We start from the raw sequence: 12,517 nt of genomic DNA on the forward strand, positions 1-12,517 counted from the left end.
CATCGCAATCTCGACCTACTTCCAACTCGCGGGGTACCAGGGCCGCACGGAGGTTCCATGCGACGCGTCTTACTGTGTTGCCTGCTCGACGGTGAGGCGCAACGCCGCGCTGTCGAGCGGTCCCGGGGCACGGAGCGCCCTCGGGAACGCCCGGCGGCGAACCGCCAGGTCGAGACAGACCAGGGCGGGGTGGATGTACGCACCCCGGCCGGGCAGCGTACCGCGATGATCGGGGACGCATTCGTCCTCGATCGCCACGACGCGCAGCAGCTCGGTCTTGGCCGCTCGTTGCCTGCACCCCACACAGGTGCGTTCAGGGCATGCGCGGGCACGCGTCCGGCCAGACACTGCTAAGTCTACCTCCCCGCACCGACCTCACCCCTTTGGGGCAAGAATCGAACAGTTGCCGCGCACATAACTGACGTGATCTGAGCGACCTGCGGCTTGGATCTATTCCCGATCATGCGCCGTCCGGCCTTCCTCGGCTATTCGGACGGCTGCTCGGTGTCCGGACGGATGTCGATGCGCCAGCCGGTGAGACGGGCGGCGAGGCGGGCGTTCTGGCCCTCCTTGCCGATCGCCAGCGACAGCTGGTAGTCGGGGACCGTGACCCGCGCGGAGCGGGCCGCGAGGTCCACCACCTCGACCTTGGAGACCCGGGCCGGGGAGAGGGCGTTGGCGACCATCTCGGCCGGGTCGTCGGACCAGTCGACGATGTCGATCTTCTCGCCGTTCAGCTCGCCCATGACATTGCGCACACGGCCGCCCATGGGGCCGATGCAGGCGCCCTTGGCGTTCAGGCCCGAACGGGTGGACCTGACGGCGATCTTCGTCCGGTGACCGGCCTCACGTGCGATGGCGGCGATCTCGACGGAGCCGTCGGCGATCTCCGGCACCTCCAGGGCGAAGAGCTTCTTCACCAGATTGGGGTGCGTGCGCGAAAGGGTGACGGACGGACCGCGTACGCCCTTCGCCACCCGAACGACGTACGACCGGAGCCGCATGCCGTGCGGGTACGTCTCCCCGGGGACCTGTTCCTGCACGGGCAGGATGGCCTCCAGCTTGCCGATGTCGACGAGCACGTTCTTCGGGTCGCGGCCCTGCTGGACCACACCGGTGACGATGTCGCCCTCGCGGCCGGCGTACTCGCCGAGCGTCGCGTCGTCCTCCGCGTCCCGCAGACGCTGCAGGATCACCTGCTTGGCGGTGGTGGCGGCGATGCGCCCGAAGTCCGACGGGGTGTCGTCGAACGCACGAGCCTCCTGCCCCTCCTCCAGGTCCTCGGGGTCCTCCTTCGCCCACACGGTCACATGGCCGGTCTCCCGGTTGAGCTCCACGCGCGCGTGGCGGCGGCTTCCCTCGGTGCGGTGGTAGGCGATGAGGAGGGCCGCCTCGATCGCCTCGACGAGCAGGTCGAAGGAGATCTCCTTCTCCCGCACCAGGCCCCTGAGGGCACTCATGTCGATGTCCACGGCTACGCCTCCTCCTCTTCCTTCATGTCGTTCTTGTCCTTGCGGTTGAACTCGACCTGGACGCGAGCCTTGTCGATCTCGTCGAAGGCGAGCCTGCGGGTGGTGGCCTTGCGGCCCTTCACTCCGGGCACCTCGAGGTCGAGGCCGTCGTCGTCCACGGTCAGGATTCTGGCGATCAGTTCCCCGCCCTCGCGGAGTTGGAACTTCACCAGTCGGTCCACGGCCCGCCGGTAGTGGCGGTGTTCGGTGAGGGCGCGCTCGGCGCCCGGCGTGCCGACTTCCAGGGTGTACTCCGCCTGGCCCATCGCGTCCGTCTCGTCCAGCTTGGCCGAGAGCGCGCGGCTGACGTCGGCGACCGTGTCCAGATCGGCGCCCTCGTGGGAGTCGACGGTCACGCGCAGCACCCGCTTGCGGCCGACCGCGTCCACGGCGATCTCTTCGAGGTCCAGACCCTGGGAGCGTACGAGGGGTTCCAGCAGCTCTCGCAGCCTCTCGCTCTGGGTGGTGCTCATCCGGGTGACTCCTCGGCCGCGTGTGCTGTTGTGGGTAGGGCGCGTGTCAGGTCAAAGGGTAGCCGCTCCGCTGGGGTGTTGCCGTCCGCCCGCACGCTCGGGGGACGTGGTCCGTTGGCGCGAGCGGGTTGTCCGCGGCCGGTCGCGCGGTTCCCCGCGCCCCGCGCGGGGCGCGGCCGGGTAACGTGATCACACCGCTCTTTTGTTCGTACGACCCCCCTAGGACGTCTGCTGTGTCGTTCAGCCTGCCGTCGCGTGCCCCGTCGGGGCCGCGCAGAAGGACTTTGCTCGCCGGGGCCGCGGGTCTGGGCCTCCTCGTGGGGTGCTCGTCCGGGGGTGAGGGGTCGGATTCCGCCGGGAGGAGTCCTTCGGCGGCCGAGAAGGCGCGGGCCGGAGCGGCGCGGGACAGTGAGGCACTCGTGGAGCGGTACGACGCCGTACTCGCCGCCCATCCCGATCTGACCGGGCTGCTGACGCCGTTGCGGGCGGAGGCAGTACGCCACGCGGAGGCGTTCGGGGGCGGGAAGCGCGCGACGAAGCCCTCCACGTCCCCCTCGCCGTCGCAGTCGCCGTCCGCGTCCGCGGCGGCCTCGTCCTCGGCCGGCCCGTCCGGTGGGCCCGACCCCGTGCCGGCCGAGCCGAAGGCGGCGCTCGCCGGGCTGGCCGCGGCCGAGCGGAAGCTCGCCGACCGGCGGGGCAAGGCGTTGCTGGAGGTGCCGGGCGAGCTGGCCCGGCTGATGGCGTCGGTGGCCGCGGCGGGGGCCGGGCACGCGTACATGTTGACGGAGGGCGCGAAGTGAGCGGCGCGGAGCTGAAGGCGATGCAGGCGGCGCTCGGGGCCGAGCACGCCGCCGTGTACGGGTACGGGATCGTCGGCGGGAAGATCGGTGACGCGCGGCGGAGCGAGGCACGGGAGGCGTACGACGCCCATCGGGCCCGGCGGGATCTGCTGACGCGGGCGGTGCGGGACCTCGACGGCCGGCCCGAGGCCTCGGCGGCCGCCTACGCGCTGCCCTTCGCGGTGACGGACGCGGATTCCGCCGTACGGCTGGCCGTGGAGCTGGAGGAGCGGGTGGCCGGGGTGTACTCCGACCTGGTGCGGGCGGCGACCGGCGAGCGGCGGGCCTCGGCGGCCGAGGCGCTGCGGGAAGCGGCGGTGCGGGCGGTCAGGTGGCGCGGGGGAAGCGTAGCCTTCCCTGGTCTCGCCGAGCGGGCGGCCGGTGCCACCGCCTCGGCGGCACCGCGCAGCTGATCACGGCCTGGAAGGGGACGAGTCGCACATGACGCGCAGGGCTTTCGAGGCTTTCGAACCGCCGCAGCGGCTTGTGCGGGCGCTCGCCGAGACCCGGCAGAGCGGGGGCGACGGCGCCCAGGAGTGGCTGTCGCGGTTGCCCGACCTCCTTCAACAGGCCCTTGATCTACGCGAGTTGACCGTCGAGCGGGTGCAGGCGCCCGGCGGGCGCAGCAGTCTGGTGGTGCTCGTGCGGCAGATCGACGGCACCCCGGCCGTGCTGAAGCTGGCGCCCGAGCGGGCGCGGCCGGAGAGCGAACGGGCGGCGCTCGCCCACTGGGACGGGCGGGGCGCGGTGGAGTTGCTGAACCCCGGGGACAGTCAGGGTGTGCTGCTCCTGGAGCGGCTGCGGCCGGACCTGTCCGTGCGGTCGCTGCCCGAGGCGAAGGCGCTGCTGGAAGCGGCGGCCACGCTGCGGCGGCTGTGGGTGGAGCCGCCCGAGGCGCATGTGTTCGAGACCGTGGCCGAGCGGACGGGGCGTCAGGCCGAGGCGATGCGGGCTGCCGCCGAGGCCGACGGTGAGGTCCGGGGCTTGGTCGAGGCGGCTCTCGCCGCGCGGGAGGAGCTGCTCGCCTCCGCTCCCGAGGAGCGGTTGCTGCACGGGACGTTCCGGCAGAGCAAGGTGCTGGCCGGGGATCGGTTGCCGTGGCTGGCGGTGGGACCCGATCCTGTGGTCGGGGAGTGCGCGTTCGATCTGGCGCGACTGGTGCGGGACCGGGTGGAGGATCTGATCGCCTCCCCGTCGGGGGCGGCGACGACACGACGACGGGTGAGGAAGCTGGCCGACTCGCTGGACGTGGACCAGGAGCGGCTGCGGGGGTGGACGCTGTTCCGGGCCGTGGAGTCGGGGGTTCGGGCCCGGCGGGTGGGCCGCCCGCGTGACGCCGAACTGTTGCTGGAGTTCGCCGGCTGGCTCTGACCCTCGGAGGAGTTGGGGTTCGTCGACGGCCGCGGGTCGGTGGGGGCTGGTCGCGCAGTTCCCCGCGCCCCTGAGAAGCGGGGGGTGCGCCCCGCGCTTCTCGTCGGCCCGCTGGGCCGTTCCGGGTGCGGGGGAACTGCGCGACCAGCCCCCACGCACCCGTTCGCCCGTACGGAACCCGGCTCGGGCGGTCCCCGACGGCTCGACCGCCGGTGCCGGGTCAGGCGGTCGTCAGCCGGGTGATCGCCTCGTCGACGGTCAGTTCCTCGCGCTCGCCGGTGCGGCGGTCCTTCAGCTCCAGGACGCCCTCGGCCGAGCGGCGGCCCGCGACCAGGATCTGCGGCACACCGATCAGCTCGGAGTCGGTGAACTTCACGCCCGGGGAGACCCCGGCGCGGTCGTCGACGAGGACGCGCAGGCCGGCGGCCCGCAGCTTCTCCGAGACCTCCAGGGCGAGTTCGGTCTGGAGGGCCTTGCCGGCGGCGACCACGTGCACGTCCGCCGGGGCGACCTCGGCGGGCCAGCACAGGCCCTTGTCGTCGGCGGTCTGCTCGGCGAGTGCCGCCACCGCGCGGGAGACGCCGATGCCGTACGAGCCCATGGTGACGCGGACCGGCTTGCCGTTCTGGCCGAGGACGTCGAGCTTGAGCGCGTCGGCGTACTTGCGGCCGAGCTGGAAGATGTGGCCGATCTCGATGGCGCGGTCCAGCCGCAGGCCGGTGCCGCACTTCGGGCACGGGTCGCCCTCCTGGACGACCACGACGTCGACGTACGCGCCGACCTCGAAGTCACGGCCCGCGACGACGTTCTTGGCGTGCGTGCCGTCCTTGTTGGCGCCGGTGATCCAGGAGGTGCCGGGGGCCACCCGCGGGTCGGCGACGTAGGTGACCTTCTCGCCGAGGCCCTGCGGGCCGACGTAGCCGCGCACCAGCTCGGGGTGGGCGACGAAGTCGTCCTCGGTGACCATCTCGACGACCGCCGGGGCGAAGTGCGCCTCGACCTTGCCCATGTCGACCTCGCGGTCACCGGGGACACCGATGGCGACGATCTCGCCGTCGACCTTCACGAGGAGGTTCTTCAGGGTGGCGGAGGCCGGGACGCCGAGGTGGGCGGCGAGGGTCTCGATGGTGGGGGTGTCAGGGGTGGGGATCTCTTCGAGGGCGGGCACGTCGCCCGCGTCCACCGGCTTCAACTCGTAGGTGATCGCCTCGGTGTTGGCCGCGAAGTCGCAGTTGGGGCAGTCCGCGAAGGTGTCCTCGCCGGCACCGGCCGGGGCCAGGAACTCCTCCGACTTGGAGCCGCCCATCGCGCCCGCGGTGGCGGCGCAGATGCGGTAGTCGAGACCCAGGCGCTCGAACACCTTCTGGTACGCCTGGCGGTGCAGGGCGTACGACTGGGCGAGGCCCTCGTCCTCCAGGTCGAAGGAGTACGAGTCCTTCATCAGGAACTCACGGCCGCGCAGGATGCCGGCGCGGGGGCGGGCCTCGTCGCGGAACTTCGTCTGGATCTGGTAGAGGATCACCGGCAGGTCCTTGTAGGAGGACGCCTGGTCCTTCACGATCAGCGTGAAGATCTCCTCGTGGGTGGGACCGAGGAGGTAGTCGCCGCCCTTGCGGTCCTGGAGACGGAACAGCTCCGGGCCGTACTCGTCCCAGCGGCCGGTCGCCTCGTAGGGCTCCTTCGGCAGCAGGGCGGGGAGCAGCACCTCCTGGGCGCCGATCGCGTCCATCTCCTCGCGGACGATCCGCTCCACGTTGGCGAGGACCCGCTTGCCGAGGGGCAGCCAGGTCCACACGCCGGCGGCCGTGCGGCGGACGTAGCCGGCGCGGACCAGCAACTTGTGGCTGAGTACCTCGGCGTCCGCCGGGTCGTCGCGCAGCGTCTTCGCCATCAACTGGGACATGCGCTGGACCGGTGCGTTCGCCATGGTTCTCGTACTCCTGCTGCGGATCGGTTGATGGCAGGAGGTTAGCCGGGGGGCGGGGGACCGTGGAAATCCGGCGGTGGCGGGCGGGGGCGGGAGGGCGGCTACCTGCGGCGCAGGGGCAGGGGGGCGCCCATGACGGCGTAGGGCCTCGGGGCGCTGGGAAAGAGGACCTGGCGGGCGAGGTCCTCGTAGCCGAGGGAGCGGTACAGGCCCCGGGCGGGGCTCTCGATGTCGATCGCGGAGAGGATCGAGCGGGGCTCGGTCGCGCTGTCGGTGATGGTGGTGATCAGTGAGCGGCCGACCCCACGGTTCTGGTAGGCGGGGTGGACGTGCAGCTCGGTGATCACGAAGGAGTCGTCCAGCCAGTCCTCGTGGCCCCGGGCGCGGAGATAGGGCTCCACGACGGTGGACCACCAGTGGGTGCGGTCGTTGGGCATGCCGTAGACGAATCCGACGAGACGGCCGCCGGCCGTGGCGCCGAGTGCCCTCGCTCCGGGATAGGTCATGTGGCGCAGGACGATCTGGCGGCGTACGGCCACCTCGTCGGGGCCGAGACCGAACGCCACGGCTTGCACGGCCAGGGCCTCGTCTACGTGGGCGGGGAGGTCCAGGGGGCCGATGACGAGGCTCATGTTGCGGATGCTACAGGGGGGTTCGGCTGGTGCGCGGGGTGCCGGTCGGATGTGGCCGACCCTGCGGTTCCCGGGTCCGGGACGGGGGTGCGTCGGTCTTCGTCAGAAGAGGACGCTCATGAACTCCCCGACCTCCTGGAAGCCCACCCTGCGGTAGGTGCGCCGCGCGGCCGTGTTGAAGTCGTTGACGTAGAGGCTGACCAGAGGGGCCACGTCGGCGAGGGCGTAGCGCAGGACCGCCGCCATACCGGGCCCCGCCAGGCCCCGGCCGCGGTACTCGGGGGCCACCCAGACGCCCTGGATCTGGCAGGCCTGGGGGGTGGCGGCGCCGATCTCGGCCTTGAAGACCACGCGGCCGTCGGCGTCGAGGCGGGCGAAGGAGCGGCCGGAGCCGACGAGTTCGGCGACGCGGGCCTGGTAGAGGAGGCCGCCGTCCCCGGCCATCGGGGAGACGCCGACCTCCTCGGTGAACATCGCCACGCACGCCGGCATGATCGTTTCCATCTCGTCCTTGCGGATCCGGCGGACGTACGGGTCGGGGGCGACCTCGGCGGGGTCGGGCAGCCGGTCGGTGACCATCAGCGGCTGGTGCGCGCGGACCTCGCGGGCGGGGCCCCAACTGGGCTCCAGCAGGCGCCAGAGCTGGGCGGTGGGTTCGGCGGGGCCGACGAGCGAGGAGCAGCGGCGGCCGGCCCGGCGGGCGCGGTCGGCGAAGGCGCGGACGGCGCGCGGGGTGGCGCAGATGGGGACGAGGTTGGCGCCGGCGTAGCAGAGGGAGGTGAGGGCGCCGTCCTCGTACCAGCCCCACATCTCGCCGCCGAGCCGCCAGGGGTCCAGGCCGGCGACCTGGACGCGGGACGTCACGAAGGCGTTCGCGACGGGCTCGCGGTCGAGGACGGCGAGTGCGGCGTCCAGGTCACTCGGTTCGAGGACCCGGGTGGTGGTCTGGGTCAACACGTGCGGGGGCCTCACCCTTGGTCTGCGCTGATTTCCGCACGATACCCTGCGGGGCTGTGGCCGGGTGCCCTGTGGCTGCGCCAGGGGCCGGGCGCCCAGTGGCCTCCGGGGGTACCGGTGCTCTTGCGGGTGCGGGTCGGTCGTGGCTGGTCGCGCAGTTCCCCGCGCCCCTCGAGGGGCCTGCGGCCCTCGAAGGTCAGCCCGCTACCGCCACCGTCGGCTCGCCCGAGGTGACGCCGGCCTTCTCCATCTCCTCGGCGATCTTCATGGCCTCTTCGATGAGGGTCTCGACGATCTTGGACTCGGGGACGGTCTTGATGACCTCGCCCTTGACGAAGATCTGCCCCTTGCCGTTGCCGGAGGCGACGCCGAGGTCGGCCTCGCGGGCCTCGCCGGGGCCGTTGACGACGCAGCCCATGACGGCGACGCGGAGGGGGACCTCCATGCCGGTGAGGCCGGCGGTGACCTCTTCGGCGAGCTTGTAGACGTCGACCTGGGCGCGGCCGCAGGAGGGACAGGAGACGATCTCCAGACCGCGCTGCTTGAGGTTGAGGGACTCCAGGATCTGGTTGCCGACCTTGACCTCCTCCACGGGGGGCGCGGAGAGGGAGACGCGGATGGTGTCGCCGATGCCCTCGGAGAGGAGCGCGCCGAAGGCCACGGCGGACTTGATCGTGCCCTGGAAGGCGGGGCCCGCCTCGGTGACACCGAGGTGGAGGGGGTAGTCGCACTGCGCGGCGAGCTGACGGTAGGCGTTGACCATGACGACCGGGTCGTTGTGCTTGACCGAGATCTTGATGTCCCGGAAGCCGTGCTCCTCGAAGAGGGAGGCCTCCCACAGGGCCGACTCGACCAGGGCCTCGGGGGTGGCCTTGCCGTACTTCTTCAGCAGGCGGCGGTCGAGGGAGCCGGCGTTGACACCGATGCGGATCGGGGTGCCGTGGTCGTTCGCCGCCTGGGCGATCTCCTTGACCTTGTCGTCGAACTGCTTGATGTTGCCGGGGTTGACGCGGACGGCGGCGCAGCCGGCCTCGATCGCGGCGAACACGTACTTCGGCTGGAAGTGGATGTCGGCGATGACCGGGATCTGCGACTTCTTCGCGATGACGGGCAGGGCGTCGGCGTCGTCCTGCGTCGGGCAGGCGACCCGGACGATCTGGCAGCCGGAGGCCGTCAGCTCGGCGATCTGCTGGAGCGTGGCGCCGATGTCGGACGTACGCGTGGTCGTCATGGACTGGACCGACACCGGTGCGTCCCCGCCGACCGCCACGGACCCGACCTGGATCTGCCGGCTCTTGCGGCGCTCGGCGAGCTTGGTCGGAACGGACGGCATGCCGAGAGAAATCGCAGTCATCTGCTGTGCAACCCCAAGTTGTGGATCAGGATCGGGTCCCGGAACGGGCGGGCTCCGGGCTTCGAGATTACGGCACGGCCCTGGGCCCCAGCACATCACGGGCCGTAAACCCACCCGTAAGGGAAGGCGGGGGGCGGGACAGCGAAGCGGCCGGGCACCCCAGGGTGCCCGGCCGCCGTGAACGCGGGGTGTCTACGAGATGCGCACCGGGTTCACGAGGTCCGCGATGAGGACCAGCAGCGTGAAGCAGATGAAGACGCCGGCCACGACGTACGCGACGGGCATCAGCTTCGCCACGTCGAAGGGGCCGGGGTCGGGCCGGCGGAGCACCTTGGCCGTGTTCCGGCGCACCGACTCCCACAGGGCGCCCGCGATGTGCCCGCCGTCGAGCGGGAGGAGCGGGAGCATGTTGAACAGGAAGAGGGAGAGGTTGAAGCCGGCCAGCAGGATGAGGAAGCTGGCGAGCTGCTGGGTGGCGGGGATGTCCATGGTGAAGATCTCGCCGCCGACGCGGGCGGCGCCGACCACGCCCATGGGCGAGTCCGCCGCGCGCTCGCCGTCGCCGAAGGTGGCGTCCCACAGTGCGGGGATCTTGGCGGGCAGGGAGATCAGGGACTCGACGCCGTTCTCCATCATGTCGCCCATGCGGTCCACGGACTGCCCGAAGGAGAGCGGGACGATGTCGACGGCCGGGGTGAAGCCGAGCCAGCCGGCGGAGACGAACTTGTCCTCGACGTAGCCGCCCTGGCCGTCGGTCTGGGCGACGTCGTTCTTGATGAGGGTGGGGGTGATGTCGACCTGCTTGCCGTCGCGCTCGACGGTGAGGACGACCTTCTTGCCAGGGTTGTCGCGGATGTCCGCCTGGAGGGCCGACCAGTCGGTGACGGGGGCGCCGTCGAACGCGACGATCTTGTCACCGGGCTGGAGGCCGGCGGCCTTGGCGGGGGCCTCCTTGTCGCCGTCCTTGCACTTGGTGCGGTTCTCGCTGGCGGAGATGACGCAGTCGGAGACCTTGCTGACCGTGGTCGTCTGGGTCTTGGCGCCGAAGGTCATCATCACGCCGACGAAGATCACGACGGCGAGGACCAGGTTCATGAAGGGCCCGGCGAACATCACGATGACGCGCTTCCACGGTTTGCGCGTGTAGAAGAGGCGCTGCTCGTCGCCGGGCTGGAGCTCCTCGAAGGACGCCTCGCGGGCGTCCTCGATCATCCCGCGCCAGGGGGAGGTGGAGCGGCTCTCGACGCGGCCGTCGGCGCCGGGCGGGATCATGCCGATCATGCGGATGTAGCCGCCGAGCGGGATCGCCTTGACGCCGTACTCCGTCTCGCCCTTCCTGCGGGACCAGAGGGTCGGGCCGAAGCCCACCATGAACTGGGGCACGCGGATGCCGAACATCTTGGCCGTCGAGAAGTGGCCCAGCTCGTGCCAGGCGATCGAGAAGGCCAGGCCGATCACGAAGACCACTATGCCGAGGATGAACATCAGGGTCGTCATGCACGGGCCTCCGCGGTCGTCCGCTCGGTGGGTTTGCCTGGGGAACCGGTCAGTTCACGGGCGCGGGCGCGCGCCCAGGTCTCCGCTTCGAGGACGTCCGCCACGGTCAGGGAAGTTCCCGTGGCGGGGGTGCCGTGCTCCTCGACGACCCGGGTCACGGTCTCCATGATCGCGTCGAACCGGAGACCGCCGTGCAGGAACGCGTCCACGCACTCCTCGTTCGCCGCATTGAACACCGCCGGGGCCGTGCCCGCGAGCCGGCCCACGTGCCGGGCGAGGCCGACCGAGGGGAACGCGTCGTCGTCGAGGGGGAAGAACTCCCAGGTGGACGCCCTGGTCCAGTCGAAAGCGGGCGCGGCGTCGGGGACGCGCTGCGGCCAGCCGAGGCCGATGGCGATGGGGCCGCGCATGTCCGGGGGCGTGGCCTGCGCCATTGTCGATCCGTCCGTGAACTCAACCATCGAGTGGACATACGACTGGGGGTGGACGACGACCTCAATGCGATCGAAGGGAATGTCGTAGAGGAGGTGCGCCTCGATGACTTCCAGGCCCTTGTTGACGAGCGTCGCGGAGTTGACCGTGATGACGGGGCCCATGGCCCAGGTGGGGTGCGCGAGGGCGTCGGCGGGGGTGACGTCCGCGAGTTCCGCCTTGGTGCGGCCGCGGAACGGGCCGCCGGAGGCGGTGACGACCAGCTTGCGCACATCGGCGCGGGTGCCGCAGGCGAGGGCCTGGAAGAGGGCGGCGTGCTCGGAGTCGACGGGGATGATCTGGCCGGGCTTGGCCACGGCCTTCACCAGCGGGCCGCCGACGATGAGCGACTCCTTGTTGGCGAGCGCGAGGGTGCGGCCCGCCTCCAGGGCGGCGAGGGTGGGCGCGAGGCCGATGGAGCCGGTGATGCCGTTGAGCACCGTGTGACAGTCCGAGGCGGCGAGCTCGGCGGCGGCGCCGGGGCCCGCGAGGATCTCGGGGAGCGGCTCGCCGGTGCCGTACGCGGCGGTCAGGGCCTCGCGCAGCGCGGGGACGGTGTCCTCGCGGGCGACGGCGACGGTCCGCACCCGCAGTCGGTGCGCCTGCTCGGCCAGCAGTTCCACCCTCCCTCCGGCGGCGGAGAGCCCGGTGACCCGGAAGCGGTCCGGGTTGCGCAGGACGAGGTCGATGGCCTGGGTGCCGATCGAGCCGGTCGATCCGAGGATCACGACGTCCCGGACCCCGTCGACGGGGTCGAAGACGAGATGGGGATCGGCGAGAGGGGCGGGACTGTCACTCATCCCCCCATTGTTGCCGCATCCGGTGTCCGGCAGGACCGCGCGGCCCCCTGTTGACCCACTTCGGGTGGTGTGCCGTCGACGATGCGCTTTCTCCGTTTGTGAAGCAGATGTGAAGGCGAGGTGATATGACTACTTCCCTGCTGATCCGAAAGTCGTATCAGCCGATCGCCGCACCCCTGGATGACGGCGATCGTGAACGAGGTCCCTGGGGGGAAATCCATGCGCAAGCGCATACGCGCCGTCCTGCCCGCGCTCGCCGGAGCGGTGGCTCTGACCGGCACGGTGCTGAGCAGCCCGGCGGAGGCGGCGGGGGGCGTAATCATCTACGAGGTCTACTACGACAGCCCGGGGTCGGACCACGGTTCCAACGCGAGCCTGAACGCCGAGTGGATCATCATCAAGAACACCAAGTCCACCACGGTGGCCCTGAAGGGCTGGAAGATCAAGGACAGGACCGGCTACACGTACACGTTCGGTGATGTGAAGGTCAGCGCGGGCAAGTCCAAGAAGGTGCACACCGGCAAGGGCACCAACACGGCCTACGACAAGTACTGGGGGCGTTCCTGGTACGTGTGGAACAACTCCGCTGACACGGCCACGCTCCACAAGCCGGACGGGACGAAGTCCGACACTTGTTCGTGGTCCACCCTCGGCAAGGGCTACAAGTACTGCTGAGCAACGTCTA

At 71.1% G+C, this 12,517-nt stretch carries 13 protein-coding genes; 4 read left to right on the forward strand and 9 right to left on the reverse strand.

Annotated elements, in window-relative coordinates:
• Positions 1-69: 69 nt before the first annotated feature.
• From ACZ4Z3_RS30595 to rimP, 3 genes are all read right to left on the reverse strand, one after another.
• Positions 70-348, reverse strand: a complete 279-nt coding sequence (locus tag ACZ4Z3_RS30595) for a YlxR family protein (RefSeq protein WP_079050026.1) — start codon at positions 346-348, stop codon at positions 70-72.
• A 137-nt stretch (positions 349-485) separates the two neighbouring features.
• Entirely contained in the window at positions 486-1,472 is a 987-nt protein-coding gene (gene nusA, locus ACZ4Z3_RS30600) for a transcription termination factor NusA (protein WP_055523732.1), read from the reverse strand.
• A gap of 2 nt (positions 1,473-1,474) precedes the next feature.
• Positions 1,475-1,984, reverse strand: coding sequence for a ribosome maturation factor RimP (rimP, locus tag ACZ4Z3_RS30605; RefSeq protein WP_468504070.1), 510 nt, complete (start codon positions 1,982-1,984; stop codon positions 1,475-1,477).
• Between the two features lie 233 nt (positions 1,985-2,217).
• Between rimP and ACZ4Z3_RS30610 the strand changes: the two genes are divergently transcribed.
• Genes ACZ4Z3_RS30610 through ACZ4Z3_RS30620 form a run of 3 tightly spaced genes read left to right on the forward strand, consistent with a single transcriptional unit; the run spans position 2,218 to position 4,194 of the window.
• Entirely contained in the window at positions 2,218-2,784 is a 567-nt protein-coding gene (locus ACZ4Z3_RS30610; protein WP_468504071.1) for a hypothetical protein, read from the forward strand.
• Positions 2,781-3,236, forward strand: a complete 456-nt coding sequence (locus tag ACZ4Z3_RS30615) for a ferritin-like domain-containing protein (protein ID WP_468504072.1) — start codon at positions 2,781-2,783, stop codon at positions 3,234-3,236. Before ACZ4Z3_RS30610 ends, ACZ4Z3_RS30615 begins: the two co-directional genes overlap by 4 nt.
• 28 nt (positions 3,237-3,264) lie before the next feature.
• The gene (locus ACZ4Z3_RS30620; protein WP_468504073.1) at positions 3,265-4,194 is read left to right on the forward strand and encodes an aminoglycoside phosphotransferase family protein; all 930 of its coding nucleotides are present in this window, start codon (positions 3,265-3,267) and stop codon (positions 4,192-4,194) included.
• A gap of 220 nt (positions 4,195-4,414) precedes the next feature.
• Here ACZ4Z3_RS30620 and ACZ4Z3_RS30625 read toward each other — a convergent pair whose 3' ends face one another.
• The 6 genes from ACZ4Z3_RS30625 to dxr form a co-directional block, all read right to left on the reverse strand.
• Positions 4,415-6,121: a proline--tRNA ligase gene (locus ACZ4Z3_RS30625; RefSeq protein ID WP_468504074.1), complete on the reverse strand. Its 1,707-nt coding sequence runs from the start codon at positions 6,119-6,121 to the stop codon at positions 4,415-4,417.
• 101 nt (positions 6,122-6,222) lie between these two features.
• On the reverse strand, positions 6,223-6,753 hold the full coding sequence (locus ACZ4Z3_RS30630) for a GNAT family N-acetyltransferase (RefSeq protein ID WP_359690618.1): 531 nt from the start codon (positions 6,751-6,753) through the stop codon (positions 6,223-6,225).
• A 102-nt stretch (positions 6,754-6,855) separates the two neighbouring features.
• Complete coding sequence (locus tag ACZ4Z3_RS30635) at positions 6,856-7,710, reverse strand: GNAT family N-acetyltransferase (RefSeq protein ID WP_055522833.1); 855 nt, start codon at positions 7,708-7,710, stop codon at positions 6,856-6,858.
• Positions 7,711-7,906: 196 nt separating this feature from the next.
• Positions 7,907-9,064 carry a flavodoxin-dependent (E)-4-hydroxy-3-methylbut-2-enyl-diphosphate synthase gene (gene ispG, locus ACZ4Z3_RS30640; RefSeq protein ID WP_468504075.1) on the reverse strand — a complete coding sequence of 386 codons (1,158 nt, stop codon included), beginning with the start codon at positions 9,062-9,064 and terminating at the stop codon, positions 7,907-7,909.
• Between the two features lie 192 nt (positions 9,065-9,256).
• Positions 9,257-10,561: a M50 family metallopeptidase gene (locus tag ACZ4Z3_RS30645; protein WP_468504076.1), complete on the reverse strand. Its 1,305-nt coding sequence runs from the start codon at positions 10,559-10,561 to the stop codon at positions 9,257-9,259.
• The gene (dxr, locus tag ACZ4Z3_RS30650; protein ID WP_468504077.1) at positions 10,558-11,832 is read right to left on the reverse strand and encodes a 1-deoxy-D-xylulose-5-phosphate reductoisomerase; all 1,275 of its coding nucleotides are present in this window, start codon (positions 11,830-11,832) and stop codon (positions 10,558-10,560) included. The genes ACZ4Z3_RS30645 and dxr overlap by 4 nt, the downstream gene beginning before the upstream one ends.
• A gap of 219 nt (positions 11,833-12,051) precedes the next feature.
• Here dxr and ACZ4Z3_RS30655 point away from each other — a divergent pair, with 219 nt between their 5' ends.
• Positions 12,052-12,507 carry a lamin tail domain-containing protein gene (locus ACZ4Z3_RS30655; protein ID WP_468504078.1) on the forward strand — a complete coding sequence of 152 codons (456 nt, stop codon included), beginning with the start codon at positions 12,052-12,054 and terminating at the stop codon, positions 12,505-12,507.
• Positions 12,508-12,517: the final 10 nt, after the last annotated feature.

This window comes from Streptomyces sp. NPDC030296 (assembly GCF_055572815.1).

Bases quoted from the DNA above. Each gene is read 5' to 3' on its own strand.
- ispG (WP_468504075.1), bottom strand. From the start codon at position 9,064: ATGACTGCGATTTCTCTCGGCATGCCGTCCGTTCCGACCAAGCTCGCC.
- dxr (WP_468504077.1), bottom strand. From the start codon at position 11,832: ATGAGTGACAGTCCCGCCCCTCTCGCCGATCCCCATCTCGTCTTCGAC.
- rimP (WP_468504070.1), bottom strand. From the start codon at position 1,984: ATGAGCACCACCCAGAGCGAGAGGCTGCGAGAGCTGCTGGAACCCCTC.
- ACZ4Z3_RS30625 (WP_468504074.1), bottom strand. From the start codon at position 6,121: ATGGCGAACGCACCGGTCCAGCGCATGTCCCAGTTGATGGCGAAGACG.
- ACZ4Z3_RS30655 (WP_468504078.1), top strand. From the start codon at position 12,052: ATGCGCAAGCGCATACGCGCCGTCCTGCCCGCGCTCGCCGGAGCGGTG.
- ACZ4Z3_RS30630 (WP_359690618.1), bottom strand. From the start codon at position 6,753: ATGAGCCTCGTCATCGGCCCCCTGGACCTCCCCGCCCACGTAGACGAG.
- ACZ4Z3_RS30645 (WP_468504076.1), bottom strand. From the start codon at position 10,561: ATGACGACCCTGATGTTCATCCTCGGCATAGTGGTCTTCGTGATCGGC.
- ACZ4Z3_RS30620 (WP_468504073.1), top strand. From the start codon at position 3,265: ATGACGCGCAGGGCTTTCGAGGCTTTCGAACCGCCGCAGCGGCTTGTG.